The 21,991-nt window shown below is 68.5% G+C and carries 15 protein-coding genes; 10 read left to right on the top strand and 5 right to left on the bottom strand.

The window, feature by feature from the left end; genetic code table 11:
- Positions 1-81: 81 nt before the first annotated feature.
- Entirely contained in the window at positions 82-2,358 is a 2,277-nt protein-coding gene (clpA, locus tag DIS04_RS04660) for an ATP-dependent Clp protease ATP-binding subunit ClpA (protein WP_111412782.1), read from the top strand.
- Between the two features lie 99 nt (positions 2,359-2,457).
- On the opposite strand, the gene infA is transcribed toward clpA, so the two are convergent.
- The 3 genes from infA to aat form a co-directional block, all read right to left on the bottom strand.
- Positions 2,458-2,676 (bottom strand): translation initiation factor IF-1, encoded by a 219-nt coding sequence (gene infA / locus DIS04_RS04655; RefSeq protein ID WP_010627817.1) that lies wholly within the window; start codon positions 2,674-2,676, stop codon positions 2,458-2,460.
- 151 nt (positions 2,677-2,827) lie between these two features.
- Positions 2,828-3,577, bottom strand: a complete 750-nt coding sequence (locus DIS04_RS04650; protein WP_111412516.1) for an arginyltransferase — start codon at positions 3,575-3,577, stop codon at positions 2,828-2,830.
- A gap of 12 nt (positions 3,578-3,589) precedes the next feature.
- Entirely contained in the window at positions 3,590-4,333 is a 744-nt protein-coding gene (gene aat / locus DIS04_RS04645) for a leucyl/phenylalanyl-tRNA--protein transferase (RefSeq protein ID WP_111412515.1), read from the bottom strand.
- 182 nt (positions 4,334-4,515) lie between these two features.
- Here aat and DIS04_RS04640 point away from each other — a divergent pair, with 182 nt between their 5' ends.
- Complete coding sequence (locus DIS04_RS04640; protein WP_111412514.1) at positions 4,516-7,584, top strand: DNA translocase FtsK; 3,069 nt, start codon at positions 4,516-4,518, stop codon at positions 7,582-7,584.
- Positions 7,585-7,714: 130 nt separating this feature from the next.
- A complete protein-coding gene (gene lolA / locus DIS04_RS04635) occupies positions 7,715-8,344 on the top strand; it encodes an outer membrane lipoprotein periplasmic chaperone LolA (protein ID WP_111412513.1) in 630 nt (209 codons plus the stop codon).
- Positions 8,345-8,399: 55 nt separating this feature from the next.
- Here lolA and DIS04_RS04630 read toward each other — a convergent pair whose 3' ends face one another.
- Positions 8,400-9,743 carry a replication-associated recombination protein A gene (locus DIS04_RS04630; RefSeq protein WP_111412512.1) on the bottom strand — a complete coding sequence of 448 codons (1,344 nt, stop codon included), beginning with the start codon at positions 9,741-9,743 and terminating at the stop codon, positions 8,400-8,402.
- Positions 9,744-9,992: 249 nt separating this feature from the next.
- Between DIS04_RS04630 and DIS04_RS04625 the strand changes: the two genes are divergently transcribed.
- The 5 genes from DIS04_RS04625 (at position 9,993) to DIS04_RS04605 (ending at position 18,780) form a co-directional block, all read left to right on the top strand.
- Entirely contained in the window at positions 9,993-10,538 is a 546-nt protein-coding gene (locus tag DIS04_RS04625) for a hemerythrin domain-containing protein (RefSeq protein WP_111412781.1), read from the top strand.
- Between the two features lie 110 nt (positions 10,539-10,648).
- Positions 10,649-11,425 carry a glutamate racemase gene (murI, locus tag DIS04_RS04620; protein ID WP_111412511.1) on the top strand — a complete coding sequence of 259 codons (777 nt, stop codon included), beginning with the start codon at positions 10,649-10,651 and terminating at the stop codon, positions 11,423-11,425.
- A gap of 38 nt (positions 11,426-11,463) precedes the next feature.
- Positions 11,464-12,573: a tRNA (uridine(54)-C5)-methyltransferase TrmA gene (trmA, locus tag DIS04_RS04615; protein WP_111412510.1), complete on the top strand. Its 1,110-nt coding sequence runs from the start codon at positions 11,464-11,466 to the stop codon at positions 12,571-12,573.
- 207 nt (positions 12,574-12,780) lie between these two features.
- Positions 12,781-17,619, top strand: a complete 4,839-nt coding sequence (locus DIS04_RS04610; RefSeq protein ID WP_111412509.1) for an NAD-glutamate dehydrogenase — start codon at positions 12,781-12,783, stop codon at positions 17,617-17,619.
- Between the two features lie 138 nt (positions 17,620-17,757).
- A complete protein-coding gene (locus tag DIS04_RS04605; protein ID WP_111412508.1) occupies positions 17,758-18,780 on the top strand; it encodes a quinone-dependent dihydroorotate dehydrogenase in 1,023 nt (340 codons plus the stop codon).
- Between the two features lie 123 nt (positions 18,781-18,903).
- Here DIS04_RS04605 and rmf read toward each other — a convergent pair whose 3' ends face one another.
- On the bottom strand, positions 18,904-19,110 hold the full coding sequence (rmf, locus tag DIS04_RS04600; RefSeq protein WP_111412507.1) for a ribosome modulation factor: 207 nt from the start codon (positions 19,108-19,110) through the stop codon (positions 18,904-18,906).
- A gap of 280 nt (positions 19,111-19,390) precedes the next feature.
- On the opposite strand from rmf, the gene rlmKL reads away from it, so the two are divergent.
- Both rlmKL and DIS04_RS04590 read left to right on the top strand, forming a co-directional pair.
- Positions 19,391-21,592 carry a bifunctional 23S rRNA (guanine(2069)-N(7))-methyltransferase RlmK/23S rRNA (guanine(2445)-N(2))-methyltransferase RlmL gene (gene rlmKL, locus DIS04_RS04595; RefSeq protein WP_111412506.1) on the top strand — a complete coding sequence of 734 codons (2,202 nt, stop codon included), beginning with the start codon at positions 19,391-19,393 and terminating at the stop codon, positions 21,590-21,592.
- Entirely contained in the window at positions 21,589-21,933 is a 345-nt protein-coding gene (locus tag DIS04_RS04590) for a glutaredoxin family protein (RefSeq protein WP_111412505.1), read from the top strand. The genes rlmKL and DIS04_RS04590 overlap by 4 nt, the downstream gene beginning before the upstream one ends.
- The last annotated feature ends 58 nt before the right edge of the window (positions 21,934-21,991 follow it).

The following is a 21,991-nucleotide window of genomic DNA, read 5'->3' as shown; positions in this document are numbered from 1 at the left end:
GGCAGCGTTTGTGCCCGATGTTGAAGGTGCCGGACCACGAAAGATCCGATGCAAGCCCTAAGCGGCGAGAAGGGGACTGCCATGCTGAGCAAAGAACTTGAACTGACCCTGAACACGGCGTTTACCGTGGCCCGTTCCAAGCGCCACGAGTTCATGACCGTGGAGCACCTGCTGCTGGCACTGCTCGACAATGCATCAGCGGCAGACGTGCTGAGAGCCTGTGGGGCCAACCTCGACAAGTTGCGGTCCGACCTGCAGGACTTCATCAATTCCACCACCCCTCTGATCCCCGAGGATCAGAGCGACCGCGAGACCCAGCCGACGCTGGGCTTCCAGCGTGTGCTGCAGCGTGCCGTCTTTCACGTGCAGTCTTCCGGCAAGAGCGAGGTCACCGGGGCCAACGTGCTGGTGGCCATCTTCTCCGAGCAGGAGAGCCAGGCGGTCTACTTCCTGAAGCAGCAGAACGTGGCCCGGGTCGATGCGGTGAACTACATCGCCCATGGCATTTCCAAGGTGGCCGGCCACGGCCAGAACCCCTCTTCGTCGCCCAGCGATGCCGAGGAAGCCGAGGAGGGCGGCGGCGAGACCAGCGCCAATCCGCTGACCGGCTATGCCACCAACCTCAACGAGCAGGCGCGGATGGGCAAGATCGATCCGCTGATCGGCCGTGAGCACGAACTCGAGCGGGTCATCCAGATCCTCGCCCGGCGGCGCAAGAACAACCCGCTGCTGGTGGGCGAGGCCGGCGTGGGCAAGACCGCCATCGCCGAGGGGCTGGCCAAGCGCATCGTCGAGGAGGACGTTCCCGAGGTCATCGGTGACGCCGTGGTCTACTCCCTCGACATGGGCGCGCTGCTGGCCGGTACCAAGTACCGTGGCGACTTCGAGAAGCGCCTGAAGAGCCTGCTGGCGGAGCTCAAGAAGCAGCCCAACGCGATCCTCTTCATCGACGAGATCCATACCGTGATCGGCGCCGGGGCGGCCTCCGGCGGGGTGATGGACGCCTCCAACCTGCTCAAGCCGTTGCTCTCCTCGGGCGAGCTGCGCTGCATCGGCTCGACCACCTTTCAGGAGTTCCGTGGCATCTTCGAGAAGGACCGTGCGCTGGCGCGCCGCTTCCAGAAGGTCGATGTCATGGCGCCCTCGGTGGACGACACCATCCGCATTCTCAAGGGCCTGCGCTCGCGCTTCGAGGAGCACCACCGTCTAAAGTATACCGACGCGGCGCTGGAGAGCGCGGCACGCCTGGCGGACCGCTACATCAACGACCGTCACCTGCCCGACAAGGCCATCGACGTGATCGACGAGGCCGGCGCCCACCAGCGCCTGCTGCCGCCGGAGGTGCGGGTCGACACCATCGACGTCGATCAGGTCGAGGCGGTGGTGGCCTCGATCGCGCGGATTCCGCCGAAGAGCGTCTCCAGCTCCGATCGCAAGCTGCTCGAGAATCTCGATCGCGACCTCAAGATGCTGGTGTTCGGCCAGGACGAGGCGATCGACAGCCTCTCCGCCGCCATCAAGCTGTCGCGGGCCGGTCTGAAGTCACCCGACAAGCCGGTGGGCAGCTTCCTGTTCGCCGGTCCCACCGGGGTGGGCAAGACCGAGGTGGCCCGCCAGCTGGCGCGGATCATGGGCATCGAGCTGGTGCGCTTCGACATGTCCGAGTACATGGAGCGCCACACCGTGTCGCGGCTGATCGGTGCGCCTCCGGGCTACGTCGGCTACGACCAGGGCGGCCTGCTGACCGAGGCGATCACCAAGCAACCGCACTGCGTATTGCTGCTCGACGAGATCGAGAAGGCGCACCCGGAGGTCTTCAACCTGCTGCTGCAGGTGATGGACCACGGCCGCCTGACCGACAACAACGGCCGCGAGGCGGACTTCCGCCACGTGATTCTGGTCATGACCTCGAATGCCGGGGCCGAGCAGCAGGCGCGTCGCTCCATCGGCTTCCAGACGCAGGATCACTCCACCGATGCCATGGAGGTGATCCGCAAGACCTTCTCGCCGGAGTTCCGCAACCGCCTGGACGGCATCATCCAGTTCCACTCCCTGCCCACCTCGGTGGTGCGCAGCGTGGTGGACAAGTTCCTGGTGGAGCTGCAGGCGCAGCTCGACGAGAAGCGGGTCCAACTGGATGTGGACATGGCCGCCCGCGACTTGCTGGCCGAGAAGGGCTACGACCCCAGCATGGGCGCAAGGCCCATGGCGAGGTTGATCCAGGAGAAGCTCAAGAAGCCCCTGGCGGAGCTGATCCTGTTCGGCGAGTTGTCCGAACACGGTGGGGTGGTGCACGTCACGGTGGAGGATGGCGAGTTGCACCTGTCCACGGAGTCGGAACTGGCCGACGCGCCTTGACCTCGCCGGTCATTGCCGCGACCTTCGCGCAGCGCCCTGTCTTCGGACGGGGCGTTGTCGTGTCGGGGCAGGCCAGTCGCCGTGAACCCTGCCGTGCAATCAGCGCGAGCGGTAGACGATGCGGCCCTTGGTCAGGTCGTAGGGGGTCAGCTCGACCTTGACCTTGTCGCCGGTGAGAATGCGGATGTAGTTCTTGCGCATCTTGCCCGAGATGTGGGCGGTCACGACGTGGCCGTTCTCCAGCTCGACGCGAAAGGTGGTGTTGGGAAGGGTATCGACGACGACGCCTTCCATTTCGATATGGTCTTCACGTGCCATATAGGCAGTTCCTCGCTGATGACGTTGGGTGCCGTGCCTGGTGCATCGGCGGGTGTGCAGCACGGCATCGGATGCGATTGCATGTCGCATCCGTGCCAAGGATAGCGCGATATTGTGCCGCAAGCCGGGCGTCAAGGCAAAGCAGGCCGAATCACGTGGCGGCCGCGTTCGGCACCAGGCGCCGCCAGTGGCGCCCTTCCAGCACTTCCAGCGGCCGGTAGGCTTCCTTGTAGGCCATCTTGCGGCACTCGCGGATCCAGTAGCCCAGGTAGACGTGGGGCAGCCCCTCGCGATAGGCCTCGTTGACCAGGCTCAGCACCGCGAAGGTGCCCAGCGAGCGGCGCTCCCATTGGGGCTCCGGATCGAAGAAGGTATAGATGGCGGAGAGCCCGTGCTCCAGGCGGTCGAAGGCGGAGATGGCGAGCAGGCGCTTGCCGAGGCGGAATTCGAGCAGCCGTGAATAGGGCTCGTCCAGGGTCAGGAAGGTGCGGTACTGCTCGCGGCTCGGCGGGTACATGTCGCCGTCCCAGTGGCGCGTCTCGATGTAGCGCTCGTAGAGCGCATAGTGCTCGGCGTCGAACAGCGCCGGCCGTTCGATCAGGCGCAGGTCGGCGTTGCGCCTGGCCACGCGCCGCTGGTTGCGGCTGGGCTGGAAGTCGTCGACCGGTATGCGCACCGACACGCAGGCGTTGCAGCCCTCGCAGTGGGGCCGGTAGAGGTGGTGTCCGCTGCGCCGAAACCCCAGCAGGGCGAGCGAATCGTAGATGCCGAGACCGTGGGACTCCTGGGGGTCGAGGAAGAGGGTAGTGGCTTCGCGCCCCTCCAGGTAGCTGCAGGCGTGGGGCACCGTCAGGAAGAAGCGAAGGTCCCTAATCGGGTGGCGAGGCGCATTGCTGCTCACGTGGTTCGCCTCCTAAGTGAGAGCGGTCAAGGTCTCGACGCAGGGTGGATCATCGGGCAGCGGCCAGCAGGGCAGCGGATGCTGGCTGTCCGTGGCCCCCGGCGTCGCCAGGCATGATTCAAGATAGTTGATGAACTCGGCGCGAGCGATATCCCGCGCCCCCAGGGTGACCAGGTGGCGGGTACGCATCTGGCAGTCGATCAGGCGACCGCCGCCGCTGCGCATCGCCCGTACCAGGTGGACCAGGGCGACCTTGGAGGCATCGCTGGCGCGGGAGAACATCGACTCGCCGAAGAACACCGGGCCCATGGCCACGCCGTAGAGCCCGCCGACCAGGTCGCCGTCCCGCCACACTTCCACCGAGCGCGCATAGCCTAGCCGGTGCAGCGTGACGTAGGCGGCATGCATCTCCGCGGTGATCCAGGTGCCGGGCTGGCCGCGGCGCGGGGCCGCGCAGGCCTGCACCACGCTGCCGAACCGACGGTTGAACGTCACCGTGAAGCGGCCGTTGCGCAGGCGCTTGGCCAGGCTGCGCGACACGTGCAGTTCGTCGGGGAACAGCACCATGCGTGGATTCGGACACCACCACAGGATCGGCTGGTCGTCGCTGTACCAGGGGAAGATACCACGCCGGTAGGCGGCCAGCAGCCACTCGGGGGTCAGTTCGCCGCCCGCTGCCAGCAGGCCTTCCGGGTCGCGCAGGGCGCGCGAGACGGGAGGAAAGCGCACAGGACGCTCGGGAAGCCAGGACAGCATGGCGGGGACGCTCCTCGTCGGCGTTCGGTTTCACTAGTCTGACGCCGGAGCCGATTTGGCTCAAGCGACGCTCACGGCCACTGTGCCGGGGGCTGGAGTCCCGGTATGATGGCGGCTGATTCATTCTGCTTCATGCAAGTTGGAAAGGCACCGTGGTGAAACGGTGCGAGGGGGTTGGCGAGTTGAGTGTAAAGGAAAAGGGCGCGCCGCGGCGCGCAGCGGAGGAGGACTCCCAGCAGCCGACCACACGCCTGGCGCTTCACCTGCATGGCGTGGCCCGGGAAGGGGCGACCATCATCCTGCTGGCAGCCTGCGTGTTCCTGCTGCTGGCGCTGTTCAGCTATCAGCCGTCGGACCCGGGCTGGTCCCGGCGCGGGCCGGAAACCGTCGTCGCCAACTGGATGGGGCCCTTCGGCGCCTGGCTGGCCGACGTGCTCTATTCGCTATTCGGCGCCAGCGCCCTGTGGTGGCCCGGCATGCTGGGCTTCGCCGGCTGGTGGCTGATTCGTACGCGCAAGGTGCGGATCGAATGGGATGCCACCGCCGTGGCCGTGCGCCTGGGCGGGCTGGTGCTGCTGCTGCTGGGCACGACGACGCTGGGAGCGCTGCACTTCTACAGTCCCGACAGCATGCTGCCCTATGCCTCGGGCGGTATCCTCGGCGAGGGGCTGGTCGGCGCCCTGGTGCCGCTGGTCGACTCGGGCGGTACCGGGCTGCTGGCGGTGGCGGCGATACTGTGCGGCTTTCCCCTGTTCAGCGGCCTCTCGTGGCTGACGGTGATGGACGAGCTCGGCCACCGCTTCCTGCGCCTGTGGCGCTGGGCGGCCACGCCCTTCGGCCTGTCCGGCGAGCGGCGGGAGCCGCACTGGGACGAGGACGACGAGCCCGAGGCCGTGCCGGAAGCGGCCGAGACCGAGGCACCGCGGCGCCGCTGGCGCTTCTGGCGTCGCCGCGGCCAGGTATCGCCCGCGGCACCGGCCGGACCGCGCGAGCCGGGCCTGGCAGCGTCCTTCGGTGACGACGGCGCTACCGACATCCCCTGGGACGTGCCCGAGCGAACGCCGTCGGCCAAGCGCCCGGAGGCCGCCTACAGCGCGCGGCAGGGCGAGGCGACCGCGGCCCCGCGTGCCTCTGCTGCCGCGCCGGTGCCGCCCGGCCCGGTTCCTGGCGGCGCTCCTGCTGCCGTGCCACCGGCCTCCACCACGGTTCTCAAGGCCAGTCGCGACGAAGAGCCTGCCCCGGCCTCTGCCATGCCGCTGCGCGCCACGGACGGCGACGAAACCGATGCCGCGGCCGACGCCGCTCGCAGCGACGCGCCGGAGGCCCACCGGGCCAGGCCGGGCGAGCGGCGCGATGCGGCTCGGCGCGAGCCCGAGCTTGGCGAACTGCAGCCGGAAGAACCGATGGATGATGCCGAACCGCGCCTGAGCTGGAACGACCTCGGCGGCGACGAGTACGAGGATGACGACGATCGCGACCAGGCGAGCGGTGACGATGGCGAACTGCCCTCGTCCACGGCGGCAGGTTCCGCCGAGTCCGCGTCTGCCTACGCCGATCAGGCCGAGGGCCTGCGGGCGTGGCGTGATTCGGCCCCCCGCACGCCGGACGACGCTGCCCGGGAGGGCCGCGTGGCAACCGCCGAGCAGGCGCGCGAGGCGGCTGAGGAACCGGACGGCCCGACGCTGTGGACGGTGGAGCACCTGCAGAGCCAGCGCCCCGTGCTCGAGGACATGCCGGAGCCGGACGGCGAGCTGCCCAGCCTGCGCCTGCTCACGCCGGCCGAGCCGCATCACCGGAACTACACCGAGCAGCAGCTGGCCGACATGGCCGAACTGCTCGAGACGCGCCTGCGCGAGTACGGCGTCAAGGCCGAGGTGGTGCACACCTGGCCGGGCCCGGTGATCACGCGCTTCGAGATCAAGCCCGCCGCCGGGGTGAAGGTCTCCAAGATCAGCAACCTGGCCAAGGACCTGGCGCGTTCGCTGATGGTCAAGAGCGTGCGCGTGGTGGAGGTGATCCCCGGTCGGCCGACGGTGGGCATCGAGATCCCCAACCCGCACCGGGCGATGATCCGCCTGCGCGAGGTGATCGACTCCGACCGCTACCAGCAGGAAGCCTCGGCGTTGACCCTGGCGCTGGGCCAGGACATCGGCGGCGGCCCGGTGGTGGCCAACCTGGGCAAGATGCCCCACCTGCTGGTGGCCGGCACCACCGGCTCGGGCAAGTCGGTGGGGGTCAACGCCATGCTGATCTCGATGCTGCTCAAGGCCACCCCCGAGGAGCTGCGCCTGATCATGGTCGACCCCAAGATGCTGGAGCTGTCGGTCTACGACGGCATCCCGCACCTGCTGGCGCCGGTGGTCACCGACATGAAAGAGGCGGCCAACGCGCTGCGCTGGTGCGTGGCCGAGATGGAGCGGCGCTACAAGCTGATGGCGGCGATGGGCGTGCGCAACATCGCCGGCTTCAACGGCAAGCTCGACGAGGCCGGGCGTGCCGGCGCCCAGGTCGCCGACCCGCTGTGGGAGCCGCAGCCGTGGGAGATGCACGAATCGCCCCCGGTGCTGGAGAAACTGCCCTACATCGTGGTGGTGATCGACGAGTTCGCCGACATGTTCATGATCGTCGGCAAGAAGGTCGAGGAGCTGATCGCTCGCCTGGCGCAGAAGGCGCGGGCCGCGGGTATCCACCTGATCCTGGCCACCCAGCGTCCCTCGGTGGACGTGGTGACCGGCCTGATCAAGGCCAACATCCCCACTCGCATGGCCTTCCAGGTATCGTCCAAGGTCGACTCGCGCACCATCCTCGACCAGGGCGGCGCCGAGAACCTGCTGGGCCACGGCGACATGCTCTACCTGCCCGCCGGGGCCGGCCTGCCGACCCGCGTGCACGGCGCCTTCGTCGACGACGACGAGGTGCACCGCGTGGTCGAGGACTGGAAGCGTCGCGGCGAACCGGAGTACATCGACGAGATCCTCTCCGGCGGCGTCTCGGCCGAGGCCCTGGCGGGGCTCGAGGCCGACGGCGGCGAGGGCGCGGGCGATGCCGAGCAGGACGCGCTCTACGACGAGGCGGTACAGTTCGTCACCGAGAGCCGTCGTGCCTCCATCTCGGCGGTACAGCGGCGCTTCAAGATCGGCTACAACCGGGCCGCGCGCCTGGTGGAGGCCATGGAAACGGCCGGCGTGGTCTCCTCGATGGGGTCCAATGGCGGCCGCGAGGTGCTGGCGCCGCCACCGGTCGGCAACTGACTCGCCGTCGGCGCCGGGCGACACCCCAACCATGCATCAATCATGAAAGCGCCGGCCGGCTTGCAACCCGCCGGCGCACCGCGAGTCCGAGAGACAGGATCCATTCGGGACCCGCCCAGGGAGAGACACGATGAGCATCAAGAAGACCCTAGCTGCACTGGCCCTGACCGTTCTCATGCCGGCCGCCGCGGTGGCCAGCGAGGGGGCCGAACGGCTGACCCGCCTCCTGGAGCCGCTGGAGACCGTCGAGGCGCGCTTCGAGCAACTGATCCTCGATGGCAGCGGCGAGCGCCTGCAGGAGGCCAACGGCCAGATGTGGCTGTCGCGCCCCGGCAAGTTTCGCTGGGAGGTCTCGGCACCCTATCAGCAGGAGGTGATCTCCGACGGCAGCGAGGTCTATCTCTACGATCCCGACCTGGAGCAGGTCACCGTGCAGGCGCTGGACGAGCGGGTCACCCATACGCCGGCCCTGCTGCTCTCCGGCAGTGCCCGCGAGCTGACCGAGAGCTACGAGGTGTCGCACCGCCAGGAGGGGGGCAGCGATAGCTTCCGCCTGGTGCCGAAGTCGGCCGACACCCTGTTCGAAGAGCTGCAGATGACCTTCAACGACGATCGGCTCGCCGCCCTGCAGATGATCGACAGCACCGGGCAGGAGACCGTCATCGAGTTCAGCGATGTGCAGACCAACCAGGACATCGACGACAGTCGCTTCGCGTTCGAGATCCCCGACGGTGCCGACGTGATTCGCGACACGCACTGAGTCCGCTCGTCAACGCAACCCGCCAGCGCCGCCCTCCGAGGCGGCGCTTTCGTCTCTACGCCTCGTCTTTGCCCCGGTCGGCCTGGGCGTCGAGCTCGGCGCGCCACGCCATCAGCTGGGCGTAGCGCTTCTCCTGGCCGTGTTCGCTGGGCTGGTAGAAGTTCTCGTGGGGCAGCCCTTCCGGCCAGCAGTCGTGGGCGCTGCCCGCCGGGTAGCCCTCGGCTTCGTTGTGGGCATAGCGATAACCGTGGCCGTGACCCAGCGACTCCATCAGCCTGGTCGGGGCGTTGCGCAGGTAGGTGGGCACCTCCAGGCGCGGCTGGGCGGCGACGAATGCCTTGGCCCGCTTCCACGCCTGGTCGATGGCGTTGCTCTTGGGGGCGACGGCGAGGTGGATGGCGGCGTGGGCGATGGCGCGCTGGCCCTCGTAGTCGCCCAGGCGCAGGTAGGCGTCCCAGGCCGCCATGACCAGCGGCAGGGCGCGCGGGTCGGCGTTGCCGACGTCCTCCGAGGCGATTGCCGCCAGCCGGCGGATCACGTCGAGCGGGTCGCCGCCGCCCTGGATGAAGCGGGCGATGTAGAGCAGGGCGGCGTCCTGGCGCGACGAGCGCACCGACTTGTGGATCGCCGAGAGCAGGTCGTAGTAGTAATCGCCCTGCTTGTCGAAGGCGCTGGCCTGGTGGCCGAGCGCGGCATCCAGCGCTTCGCGCGGCAGCCGCTCGCTGTCGCCCTCGGGCACGGTGAAGTCGCAGGCGGTCTCGAGCATGCCCAGGGCGCGGCGCGCATCGCCGGCGGCGGCGCGCGCCAGCATCGCGAGCAGCTCGTCGTCCACGGCGATGCGGCGCTCGCCCAGCCCGCGCTCGCGGTCGCTCAGGGCGCGGCGCATCACCTCGACCAGCTCGGCTTCGTCGAGCGCGGTGAGCACGTGCACGCGGGCCCGCGAGAGCAGCGCCGAATTGACCTCGAAGGAGGGATTCTCGGTGGTGGCGCCGATCAGCGTCAGCAGGCCCGATTCCACGTGGGGCAGCAGGGCGTCCTGCTGGCTCTTGTTGAGCCGGTGGATCTCGTCGAGGAACAGCAGCGTGGCGCGGCCCTGGGCCTGCATGGCACGGGCCCGCTCCACCGCGGCGCGAATCTCCTTGACGCCCGCCATCACCGCGGAAAGCCGCTCCAGGTGCGCACCGGAGTGCTCGGCGAGGATCTCCGCCAGGGTGGTCTTGCCGCTGCCGGGCGGCCCCCACAGGATCATCGAGCGCACGCTGCCGGTCTCGGCCATGCGCCGCAGGGGCTTGCCCGGGCCGACCAGGGCCTGCTGGCCCACGTAGTCGTCGAAGCGGCGGGGGCGCATGCGAAAGGCCAGCGGTGCGGAATCGTCGGACGCCTGGCCGAAAAGGTCCATGGAAGTTCTCCTTGTGCTGCCCGGCGCTGCCGAGGCGTGGGTGCCTAGATACTCGAGGCTGGCAATACGACCTTAGGCGATGTGCGGGATCGAGCCAAAGGGTCTAGGGTTGAGACTGCATCCTGCCATTCCGACCGTGTCTTGATTGCGACAACACCGTAGTCCAATAGCGACAAGACTGAACCTGCTTCCGTCCCGAGAATCCAACTCCTATACCCGCCCATCGTTAGAGGAGGCCTCGACATGCCCATGCTGACCCAGTTGCGTCAGGATCATGCCAATATGGCGCGCATGTTGCACGTTCTTCAGCTCAAGCAAAAGGCCTTGGTGGCTGGTGAGCGCCCCAACTTCCAGCTGGTTCGCGAGGTGGTCGACTACATCCTCGACTACATGGAAGGGTTCACCATCCCCCTGGAGCGCGTCTGCTCGGAGAAGCTGCGCACCCTGGTGCCCGAGTGCAGCGAACTCACCGAGCGCCTGTCCCGCGACTACCAGGCGCTCAAGCCGCGCCTGATGCGGCTGTCCAACGACATCGACATGATCCTGATGGATGCGGTGGTGCCGATGGACCGCTTCGCCGAGGATCTCAAGGCCTACCTCGACGCGCATCGCGCCTACCTGCGCGACGAACGTGAACTCCTCTTCCCCTTGATCCGCGACCACTTCGGCGACGATGACCTGGAGCTCCTGGCGCAGGCGCTGCCCGAGGGGGCGGCGGCCAAGCTGGAGCGGCTCCAGGAGGCCTATCCGGAACTCTACGCCGAGCTGTGTGAAACCGAGGTGCCGGCTGCCTGAGGCATTCGCCACGATGCGGACCGGGCCGGAGGCTTCTGCTCGCTCGGCATGCTGCTAGAATAGGTCCTTTCTCGTAGCTGCCGAGCGACCTCCATGAGTTCCGTTTCGCCATGCCCGGCCCGATACTGATCTTCGATTCCGGCGTCGGTGGCCTGTCGGTCGTTCCGCCGCTCAGGCGACGCCTGCCCGAGGCCGCGCTGGTCTATGCCTGCGACAACGCCATGCTGCCCTACGGCACCCGCCCCGACGACTGGCTGGTGGCGCGCATCCTGGCGGTATGCGATGCGGCGGTGGCTGCCAGCGGCTGCTGTGCGCTGGTGGTGGCCTGCAACACGGCCAGCACCCTGGCACTGGATGCCCTGCGCGCGCATCTGGCGGTGCCGGTGGTCGGCACGGTGCCGGCGATCAAGCCCGCCGCTGCCATCAGCGCCAGCCGCCATATCGGGCTGCTGGCGACCAGCGCCACCGTGTCGCGCCCCTACACCGACCGCCTGATCGAGGCCTTCGCCAGCGACTGCCGGGTCACCCGCGTGGCCGCCGATCCCCTGGTGCGCGAGGCCGAGCGTCTGCTGGCCGGCGACGAGCCGGACCACGACGTCATCCGCGCCGTCCTCGAGCCGCTGCGGCGTGCGCCCGACCTGGATACCGTGGTGCTCGGCTGCACCCACTTTCCGCTGCTCGGCGAGCGGCTCGTCGCCGCCTTCCCGCGGCCGGTTCGGCTGGTCGATTCCAGCGACGCCATCGCCCGGCGCACGGTGCAGGTGGCGGGCGACCCGGCGCCACGAACGAAGCGCGACAGCAGCCTGGCCACGGCGCCCGATGCCGGGCTTGCCCGCGCCATGGCGACGCTGGACTTCGACGAACCGCGCCTGCTGATCGTCGGCTGAATCCCTTACCTTTACCCCCGCACGCGACAGGAGATGCCGTGTCCATTCCCGTTGTCGATCCCGCCCGCTACCAGCAGCAGCTGGAGGCCAAGCGCGAGCGCATCGAACGCCAGTTCGAACGCTTCGCCCCGCCCGCGCTCGAGGTGTTCCCCTCGCCGCCGAGCCATTACCGCCAGCGCTGCGAATTTCGCCTGTGGCACGAAGGCGACGACCTCTTCTATGCCATGTTCGAGGTCGACCCCGACGTCCCCGGGCAGAAACGCGTGGTCCGCCTCGACGACTACCCCGTGGCCAGCCGCCGCATCAACGCCCTGATGCCACGCCTGCGCGAGGCGCTGCTGGAAAGCGACGTGCTGCGCCGGCGCCTGTTCCAGGTCGAATTCCTGACCACGCTGTCGGGCGAGGCCCTGGTCACCCTGGTCTATCACCGGCCGCTGGACGGTGCCTGGGAAGCGGCAGCCCGGTGGCTGCAACGGCACCTCGATATCCTCGTCATCGGCCGTTCGCGCAAGCAGCGCCTGGTGCTCGAGCGCGATCACGTCTGGGAGCGGCTGGAGGTGGAAGGGCGCACCCTGCACTACCAGCAGGTGGAGAACAGCTTCACCCAGCCCAACGCCGAGGTCAGCCGCGCCATGCTGGCCTGGGCGCGGGACGTGACCCGGGGCAGCCAGGACCGCGACCTGGTCGAGCTCTACTGCGGCAACGGCAATTTCACCGTGGCCCTGGCCGAGAACTTTCGCCGGGTGCTGGCCACCGAGATCTCGCGCACCTCGGTGGCCAGCGCCCAGCAGAACCTGGCCGCCAACGGCATCGACAATGCGGCGGTGGGGCGCATGTCGGCGGAGGAGTTCAGCGCCGCGCTCAAGGGCGAGAAGGGTGGCCGGCGCGTGAGCGAGATGGCGCTGGAGGAGTACGACTTCTCCACCGTGCTGGTGGACCCGCCCCGCGCCGGTCTCGACGAGGCCAGCTGCCGTCAGCTGAGCGAATATTCGCGAATCGTCTATATTTCATGCAACCCGGATACGTTGGAGCGCAACCTGGAGGCGCTGAGCCGCACTCATCGGATGTCCCGTTTCGCGCTGTTCGATCAGTTTCCCTGGACCCATCACTGTGAATGCGGGGTGTTGCTGGAAAGGATCCCCGCCTGACATTGCGTTTGCCCGGGTTCGGAAGGCGGCGTGGTTGTCAAGTGGCGAAACGCGCTGACTCGATGCCCAAGCGACATGCTCCATGAGAAGGCTGGCAAGTCGATAGGGTACGGCGCAGGGCTGCAGTAAGCTTCCCGTCACGTGGCCGCGAGTCACGCCGATTCTTTCCCAGGGCCGAGACACGGCCCCAGGCAGCCGAGGTGAGGGATGCAATACGAGACGATCGAAGTTGGCCGGCAGGAGATTCTCAAGCAGCTGCGCGAACGCCTGGACAGCCGGCTCGAGAAGGCGCGGGCCGAGGAGGTGGAGGCCTTCGCCCGCCATTTCTATGCCACGGTACCGCTGGAGGACCTGGCCGACCGCCGGCTGGACGACCTCTACGGCGCCACCCTGTCGGTATGGCACTTCATCCAGAACTTCGATCCCGCCTCGCCCAAGGTGCGCGTCTTCAACCCCGACTTCGAGGAGCACGGCTGGCAGTCCTCGCACACCTTCGTCGCCGTGCTGCACGAGGACATGCCGTTCCTGGTCGACTCGGTGCGCATCGAGCTCAACCGTCGCGGCCTGACCGTGCATGCGATCCACAATGCCGTGCTGGCGGTGGAGCGCAACCGCCGGCACGACCTGCTGCAGGTCGGTTCGCCGCGCGAGGCCAACGCGCCCGCCAACCGCGAGTCGCTGATCGCCATCGAGATCGACCGTCATTCCAACCCCGAGGTGCTGGCCGACATCGAGCAGTCGCTGCACGAGGTGCTGCGCGACGTGCGCACTGCCGTGGGCGACTACGAGGCGATGAACGAGCGCGCCCGCGAGGCGGTCGCCGAGCTCAAGGCGGGCCGCCCCGAGCAGATCGAGCCGAGCGACTACGAGGAGGCGATCGCCTTCCTCGAGTGGCTGGTGCGTGACAACTTCACCTTCCTCGGCTACGACGCCTTCAGCATCGAGTCCGATGCCGAGGGCGACCGGCTGGTCAAGGAGCCGGGCAGCGAGCTCGGCGTGTTCCGCCTGGACCTGCCGCGCTACCAGGAGCGCATCCGCACCGAACTCGGCATCGAGGGCAACCGCTTCGTGCTGGTGCCGCAGCTGCTCTCCTTTGCCAAGAGCTCGCACCACGCCCGGGTCCATCGGCCCACCTATCCCGACTACATCTCCGTCGATCGCTACGACGAGCAGGGGCGGGTCATCGGCGAGCACCGCTTCCTGGGGCTGTTCACCTCCAGCGTCTACAACGAGTCGCCGCGCAACATCCCGCTGCTGCGGCACAAGCTCAAGGCGGTGATGGAGATCGCCGGCTTCAACCCCAAGGGCCACAACGGCAAGCAGCTGTTGCAGATCCTCGAGGTCTACCCGCGCGACGACCTGTTCCAGATCGATACCCAGGAGCTCGCGCGCACGGCGCTGGGCATCCTCGACATCCGCGAGCGCCGTCGGGTACGGCTGTTCATCCGCACCGATCGCTCCGGGCGCTTCCACTCCTGCCTGGTGTTCGTGCCGCGCGACGTCTTCTCCACCGACCTGCGCCTGCGCATCCAGAACCTGCTGTGCGAGGAGCTCGACGCCACCTTCGGCGATTTCAACACCTATCTCTCCGAGTCGATTCTCGCCCGCATCCAGTTCATCCTGCGCTTCCGTGGCGATACGCCGCGCGAGGTCAACCTCAAGCGCCTCGAGGCCAAGGTGGCCCAGCTGGCCCGCAGCTGGCGCGACGAGCTGCACGAGGCGCTGGTGGAGGGCTTCGGCGAGGAGCAGGCCAACCGCCTGATGGACCGCTTTCGCGATGCCTTCCCGGCCAGCTATCGTGACGACTTCGGCTCGCGCACCGCGGTCTACGACCTGCAGCACATGGCCGAACTCGACGCCGGCGAGCCGCTGGCGCTCACGCTCTACCGCCTGGTGGAGGAGGAGGGCAGCGGGGTCAACCTCAAGCTGTTCCAGCGCGATCGCCCCATCCCGCTCTCCGACGTGCTGCCGGTGATGGAGAACCTGGGGCTGCGCGTGATCGGCGAGCGCCCCTACGAGTTCGTCACGCCCGAGATGCGCTACTGGTTGCACGACTTCAACCTCGAGCACCATACCGCCACCGAGGTCAGCCTGCAGAAGATGCGCGAGCCCTTCATCGAGGCGTTCAAGCGCATCTGGGCCGGGGAGGCGGAGAACGACGCCTTCAACCGCCTGGTGATCGCCGCCAACCTCGACTGGCGCGAGGTGGCCATGCTGCGCGGCTATGCGCGCTACCTGAAGCAGATTCGCTTCGGCATGTCGCAGGACTACATCGCCGCCACGCTGACGAGCTATCCCGAGATCACCCAGGAACTGGTCAGCCTGTTCAAGCTGCGCTTCGACCCCGAGCAGCGACCCGACGAGAGCGAGGTCCAGGCCTGCATCGAACGCATCACCCGTCATCTCGACGGCGTGGCCAGCCTCAACGACGACCAGCTGCTGCGCCGCTTCATGGAGCTGATCCGCGCCACCCTGCGCACCAACTACTACCAGCGCAGCGCCGACGGCGGCTTCAAGGACTATATCGCCTACAAGCTCGACCCCATGCGGGTCACCGGCATGCCCAAGCCGCGGCCGGCCTACGAGATCTTCGTCTGCTCGCCGCGGGTCGAGGGCGTCCACCTGCGCGGCGGCAAGGTCGCCCGCGGGGGGCTGCGCTGGTCGGACCGCCAGGAGGACTTCCGCACCGAGGTGCTGGGGCTGGTCAAGGCACAGCAGGTCAAGAACGCGGTCATCGTGCCGGTGGGCGCCAAGGGCGGCTTCGTCTGCAAGCGCTTGCCCGACGGCGGCGACCGCGACGCCATCCAGCGCGAGGGGATCGCCTGCTACAAGACCTTCATCCGCGCGCTGCTCGACGTCACCGACAACCTGGTCGGCGGCGACGTGGTGCCGCCCCGTGACGTGGTGCGTCACGACGACGACGACCCCTACCTGGTGGTGGCGGCCGACAAGGGCACCGCGACCTTCTCCGACATCGCCAACGAGATCTCCGCCGAGTACGGCCACTGGCTGGGCGACGCCTTCGCCTCCGGCGGCGCCAACGGCTACGACCACAAGAAGATGGGCATCACCGCGCGCGGCGCCTGGGAGTCGGTGAAGCGCCACTTCCGCAACCTCGGCCTGAACACCCAGGAGGAGGAGTTCAGCGTGCTCGGCATCGGCGACATGGGCGGCGACGTGTTCGGCAACGGCATGCTGCTCTCCGACAAGATCCGCCTGGTCGGCGCCTTCAACCACCTGCACATCTTCGTCGACCCGCAGCCCGATGCGGCGGCCACCTTCGCCGAGCGCCAGCGCCTGTTCCAGCTGCCCCGCTCGAGCTGGGAGGACTTCGACGCCTCGCTGATCTCCGAGGGCGGCGGGGTGTTCAAGCGCAGCGCCAAGTCGATCCCGATCTCGCCGCAGATGCAGGAGACGTTCGGCATCGAGGAGGAGCGCCTGTCGCCCAACGAGCTGATCCGCGCCATGCTCAAGTCCCGGGTCGACCTGCTGTGGAACGGCGGCATCGGCACCTACGTCAAGGGCAGCCAGGAAACCGACGCCATGGTCGGCGACAAGGCCAACGACGCGCTGCGCATCGACGGCCGCGAGCTCAACTGCCGGGTGGTCGGCGAGGGCGGCAACCTGGGCCTGACCCAGCGCGGCCGCATGGAGGCCGCCGCCAGGGGCGTGCTGGTCAACACCGACTTCATCGACAACGCCGGCGGGGTCAACTGCTCCGACCACGAGGTCAACATCAAGATCCTCATCGACGAGGTGGTCAAGCGCGGCGACATGACCGAGAAGCAGCGCAACCAGCTGCTGGCCGACATGACCGAGGAGGTGGCCGGTCTGGTCATCCTCGACAACTACCGCCAGACCCAGGCCCTCGACCTGTCGCAGCTGCTGTCGCGCTTCGGCATCGGCCCCTACCGGCGCTTCATCAGCGAACTGGAGGCCGCCGGCCAGCTCGACCGCGAACTCGAGTTCCTGCCCACCGACGAGGAGCTGCAGGAGCGGGCCAACGCCGACCAGGGCATGACCCACCCGGAGCTCTCGGTGCTTATCTCCTACGCCAAGAGCGTGCTCAAGGGCGACGTGCTGGTCTCCGACGTGCCCGACGATCCCTACATCCAGCAGTACGTCGAGCGAATCTTCCCGCGGGTGCTGGTCGAGCGCTTCCACGACGAGATGTACGCCCATCGCCTCAAGCGCGAGATCGTCACCACCCAGGTGGCCAACGACCTGGTCGACCACATGGGCATCGTCTTCGTGCGGCGCCTGATCGACTCCACCGGGGCCAGCCCGTCCGACATCGCCCGCGCCTACATCATCGCTCGCGACAGCTTCCAGCTCTCCGACCTGTGGGAGCGGATCGAGGCGCTCGACAACCGGGTGCCCAGCCAGGTGCAGTACGCCATGATGCTCGACCTGATGCGGCTGATCCGGCGCACTACCCGCTGGTTCCTGCGCCAGCGCCTGGGGCTCTCCACCCGCGACGCCATCGAGTACTTCGCGCCGCGGGTCGCCCAGCTGCAGGAGGGCATCGGCGAGCTGCTGCGCGGCGAGGAGCGCGGGCGCTGGGAACAGAAGCGTGTCGAGCTGCTCGACGCCGGCGTGCCCGAGGAACTGGCCGCCACGGTGGCGGCCTCGGGCAGCCTCTACGGCGCGCTCGGCATCATCCAGACCGCGCGCCAGACCGACGAGAAGCCGCAGCGCGTCGCCGAGGTCTTCTTCGAGATCGGCGACCGCCTCGAGCTGCCCTGGATGATCCAGCAGGTCAGCAACCTGGACGTTCGCGACAGCTGGCAGGCCCAGGCCCGCGAGACCTTCCGCGACGACATCGATCGCCAGCAGCTGGCCCTCACCGCCAGCGTGCTCAAGACCGAGGACGGCCGCGAGCCCGACGAGCGTGTCGACAACTGGCTGGCCATGCACGCTTCGCTGCACGAGCGCTGGTGCCGCCTGATCGCCGAGGTGCGCAGCGGCAGCCAGGCGAGCTTCCCGCTGTTCGCCGTCGCCGTGCGTGAGCTGGTCGACCTGGCCGAGAGCAACGGCGAAGCCTGATCGAGCCCGGGCCTGTCGGCCGACGCAGCGACGCGCCCCGCCTGCTGGCGGGGCGCCGTCGTCTTGGGCGGCCGGCGCTGCTATAATCCGCCCGCTTCGCCACGTGCCACCGCCAATCCCCGACCGCCAGGAGACGTCATGTACGCGCTTGCCCGTTCGATTCTGTTTCGCTTCGATGCCGAAACCGCCCACGGCCATGCGCTCTCCGCCCTCGACCTGGCACATCGCCTCAGGCTGACGGGGCTGGTGGCGGGAGGGCGCGTCGACGATCCGGTGGAACTGATGGGGCTGCGCTTTCCCAACCGGGTGGGGCTGGCCGCGGGGCTGGACAAGAACGCCGACCATCTCGATGCGCTGGGGGCGCTCGGCTTCGGCTTCGTCGAGGTCGGCACGGTGACGCCCAGGCCCCAGGACGGCAACCCCCGGCCGCGCCTGTTCCGCCTGCCGCAGCGCGGCGCGATCATCAACCGCATGGGCTTCAACAACGCCGGGGTCGACCATCTGATCGAGCGAGTGAAGGCGGCGCGCTACGACGGCGTGATCGGCATCAACATCGGCAAGAACCTCACCACGCCGGTGGAGCGGGCCGTGGACGACTACCTGATCTGCCTGGAGAAGGTTCACGCCCACGCCGACTACGTGACGGTCAATATCTCCTCGCCCAACACCCCGGGGCTGCGCAACCTGCAGTTCGGCGCGCACCTCGATGCCCTGCTCGGCACCCTGCGCGAGGCGGGCGCCCGGCTGGACCAGAGTGCCGGCCGGCGGGTGCCGCTGGCGGTGAAGATCGCGCCGGACATGAGCGCCGAAGAGGTCGCCCTGGTGGCCGAGAGCATCGCCAGCAGCGGCATCGATGCGGTGATTGCGACCAATACCACGGTGTCGCGGGAAGCAGTGGCCGGGCTGCCCCACGCCGACGAGCAGGGCGGGCTCTCGGGGCGTCCGGTGTTCGAGTCCTCCAACCGGGTGATCCGCGAGCTGCGCCGCCACCTGGCGGACTTGCCGATCATCGGCGTGGGCGGGATCGACAGCGGCGCGGCGGCGGTGGCCAAGCTCGAGGCGGGGGCCGACCTGGTGCAGCTCTACTCGGGTTTCATCTACCGCGGGCCGGCGCTGGTCGGCGAGTGCGCCCGGGCGCTCAAGGCGGCCCGGGCGCGGTAGCGGAGATAAAGTCAGCGGGCCGGCGCGGCAGCCGGCCACAAGAAAGCCCGTGCAAGGCACGGGCTTAGCTCCTTCTCGCCACTCTGGCGGTGACGAAGGGACGGTCGGTTGGAGGGAAAGTCGTTACATTACCATCGGGTTCTTGTGAATCCCGGAGACGCCGGTCATGCCGGCCCACTGGTCTCCTCGGCCTTCACGCCAACCACTCATCCAATATTCACGTATATTGACATCCTGACTGGGACAGTCGTCGCGGGAGCGCCCGGAAATGCCGGCCTTGTAGCCATGGAGGTAGGCGCGTTGGAAGCGATCACGTTTCTGTCTTTTCATCGGATGACCTCTTGTCAAGGTACCAATTTGGGGCGCACGACATGCACGCCCCGGCGTTCCGTCGATCGCCTAGCCGTTACCCAGTCCCTTGACGACGGCAGAGCGAGGTCATGCGGGCCCAATTCGAGGCCCGCCAAGTGAACGCATGCGTCTTTACAGTAGCTACCATGACTACCTTTAGCCCATCATGGGGGCCATTGTCGACCTATGTTTCGTCATAAGATCGAGACAATTTTGTAACGAAAGGAATATGCCCGGCCGAAGGGGGCGGGAACGCTGCATGAGTGAGTCATCCCAACGCGATACACGATCTTTCCTGGCCACCTGCCCCAAGGGGCTGGAAGAGTTGCTCGCCGACGAGCTGCGCACGCTGGGGGCCGAACCGCACAAGACCACGGTGGCCGGGGTCCACTTTCGTGCCGACCTCGAAGCCGCCTATCGCGCCTGCCTGTGGTCGCGGCTGGCCAACCGCATCGTGCTGAGCCTGCTGCGCGAGGAGGGCATCGAACGCCCCGAGGCGCTGCGCAACGCGGTGGCCGGCGTCGACTGGTCGCGGCACCTGCGACCCGGCGCCACCCTGGCGGTGGATTTCCACGGCCGCAGCGAGCAGATCCGCCATACCCGCTTCGGCGCCCAGACCGTCAAGGACGGCGTGGTCGATGCGCTGCAGGCGCAGGGGCGACCGCGCCCCGACGTCGACCTGCAGCGTCCCGACCTGCGTCTCTATGCCCACCTGCACCGCGGCCGGCTGACGCTGGGGGTGGACCTCTCCGGCGACAGCCTGCACCGTCGCGGCTACCGGCGCGACGTCGGCCACGCCCCGCTCAAGGAGAACCTGGCCGCGGCGCTGCTGATCCGCGCCGGCTGGCCGCAGCGCCTGCGCGACGGCGAGGCGCTGGTCGATCCGCTGTGCGGCGCCGGCACCCTGTTGATCGAAGCGGCGCTGATGGCCGCCGACATGGCGCCCAACCTCGGCCGGGCGCGCTTCGGCTTCCACGGCTGGGCGCAGCACGACGAGGCAACCTGGGCCGAACTCAGGCGCGAGGCCGAGGCGCGCGCCAGCATCGGCCGCAAGCGCTGCCGCAACCGGCTCTACGGTTTCGACGAGAGCCCGCCGGCGCTGGCGGCGGCGAAGTCCAACGCCATGCGCGCGGGGATTCCCGCCTTGATCGCGTTCTCCGGTGCCTCGCTTGCGCAGTTGCAGCGGCCCGCCGAGCTGGGCGTGGAGGCCCGGGGCCTGGTCGTCGCCAACCCGCCCTATGGCGAGCGCCTGGGCGAGTTGCCCGAGCTGGTCAGTCTCTACCGCGAGCTGGGCGAGGGGGTGCGCCGCGCCTTCCCCGGCTGGCGTCTGGCCGTGTTCACCGCCAACCCCGATCTCGGCCATCGCATCGGGCTGCGGGCCCACAAGCAGTACTCGCTCAAGAACGGCCCGCTCGAGGCCAGGCTGCTGCTGATGGAGGTGCCCGCCGACGGGGGCGAGGGGGCGGCCGAGGCTGACACCACCGGCGCGGCAGCGCGCAGCGAGGGCGCGCAGATGTTCGCCAACCGCCTGGAGAAGAACCGCAAGCGGCTAAGGAAGTGGCTGAAGCAGAGCGGCGAGACCTGCTACCGGCTCTACGACGCCGACATGCCCGAGTATGCCCTGGCGGTGGATGTCTACGACGGCCGGGTCCATGTCCAGGAGTATGCCCCGCCGCGCTCGGTGAACCCCGCCCAGGCGCAGAAGCGCCTGTTCGACGCCCTGCAGGTGATTCCCGAGGTGCTCGACGTCGACTCGCGGCAGGTGGTGATCAAGCGTCGCGAGAAGCAGAGCGGCAAGGCCCAGTACCGCAAGCAGGCGGCCACCGGCGAGCGCTTCCAGGTGCGCGAGGGGCGCGCTCGGCTGTGGGTCAACCTGCGCGACTACCTCGATACCGGGCTGTTCCTCGACCACCGCCCCGTACGGCGCCTGCTGGGCGAAATGGCGGCGGGCAAGCGCTTCCTCAACCTGTTCTGTTACACCGCCGCGGCCACCGTGCAGGCCGCGCTGGGCAGCGAGGAGGGGGGCGGCGCCGCCGACAGCATCAGCGTCGACCTCTCCAACACCTACCTCGAGTGGGCGCGCGACAACTTCGCCCTCAACGGGCTCGACCCCGCCCGCCACCGGGTGGTGCGCGACGACTGCCTGCGCTGGCTGGAGACCGCCCGCGCCGAATTCGACCTGATCTTCCTCGACCCGCCGACCTTCTCCAATTCCAAGCGAATGGAGGGCACGCTCGACGTGCAGCGCGACCACGCGCGCCTGGTGACGCTGGCCATGGCGCGACTGGCCCCGGGCGGCAGCCTGGTGTTCTCCAACAACCAGCGCCGTTTCCAGCTCGATGAGCAGCTGACAGAGCGCTTCGCGGTGGAGGACATATCGGCGCGCACCTTCGACCCCGACTTCACGCGCCGCCCCGACATCCATCATGTGTTCCTGATTCGCCAGCGGGAGGGAGCATGAGCCACCTGACCCTCTACACCACCCTGGGCTGCCACCTGTGCGAACGGCTCGAGGCGCTGCTGGCCGAGCTGCATCGTGGTGAGTACCGCCTGGAGCGGGTCGAGATCAGCGAGGACGAGGCGCTTTTGGCGCGCTATGGGGTTCGCATCCCGGTGCTGGTCGACGAAGCGGGCGCGGAGCTCGACCAGGGCTTCGAGCCGCCGCGGCTGGCGGCCTGGCTGGAGCGGCGTGGCCGGCTCGACGCGGCCGCCTGGCGCCGGCTGCAGGCGGGCGAGCCGGTGGCGGAGCCGGGGCGGGAGTCGGCGGCCCCGCGAGCCGCGGGCCGGCGTTACCTTAGGTGAGCCGGCTACGTTGACCCAACGTAGGCCGGGGCGCGGCGTTTCGGTGGTGCAATGCCGC

The organism is Billgrantia lactosivorans (assembly GCF_003254665.1).
GTDB classification, from domain to species: Bacteria; Pseudomonadota; Gammaproteobacteria; order Pseudomonadales; family Halomonadaceae; genus Halomonas; species Halomonas lactosivorans.
This window is presented reverse-complemented; position numbering and strand designations above follow the sequence as displayed.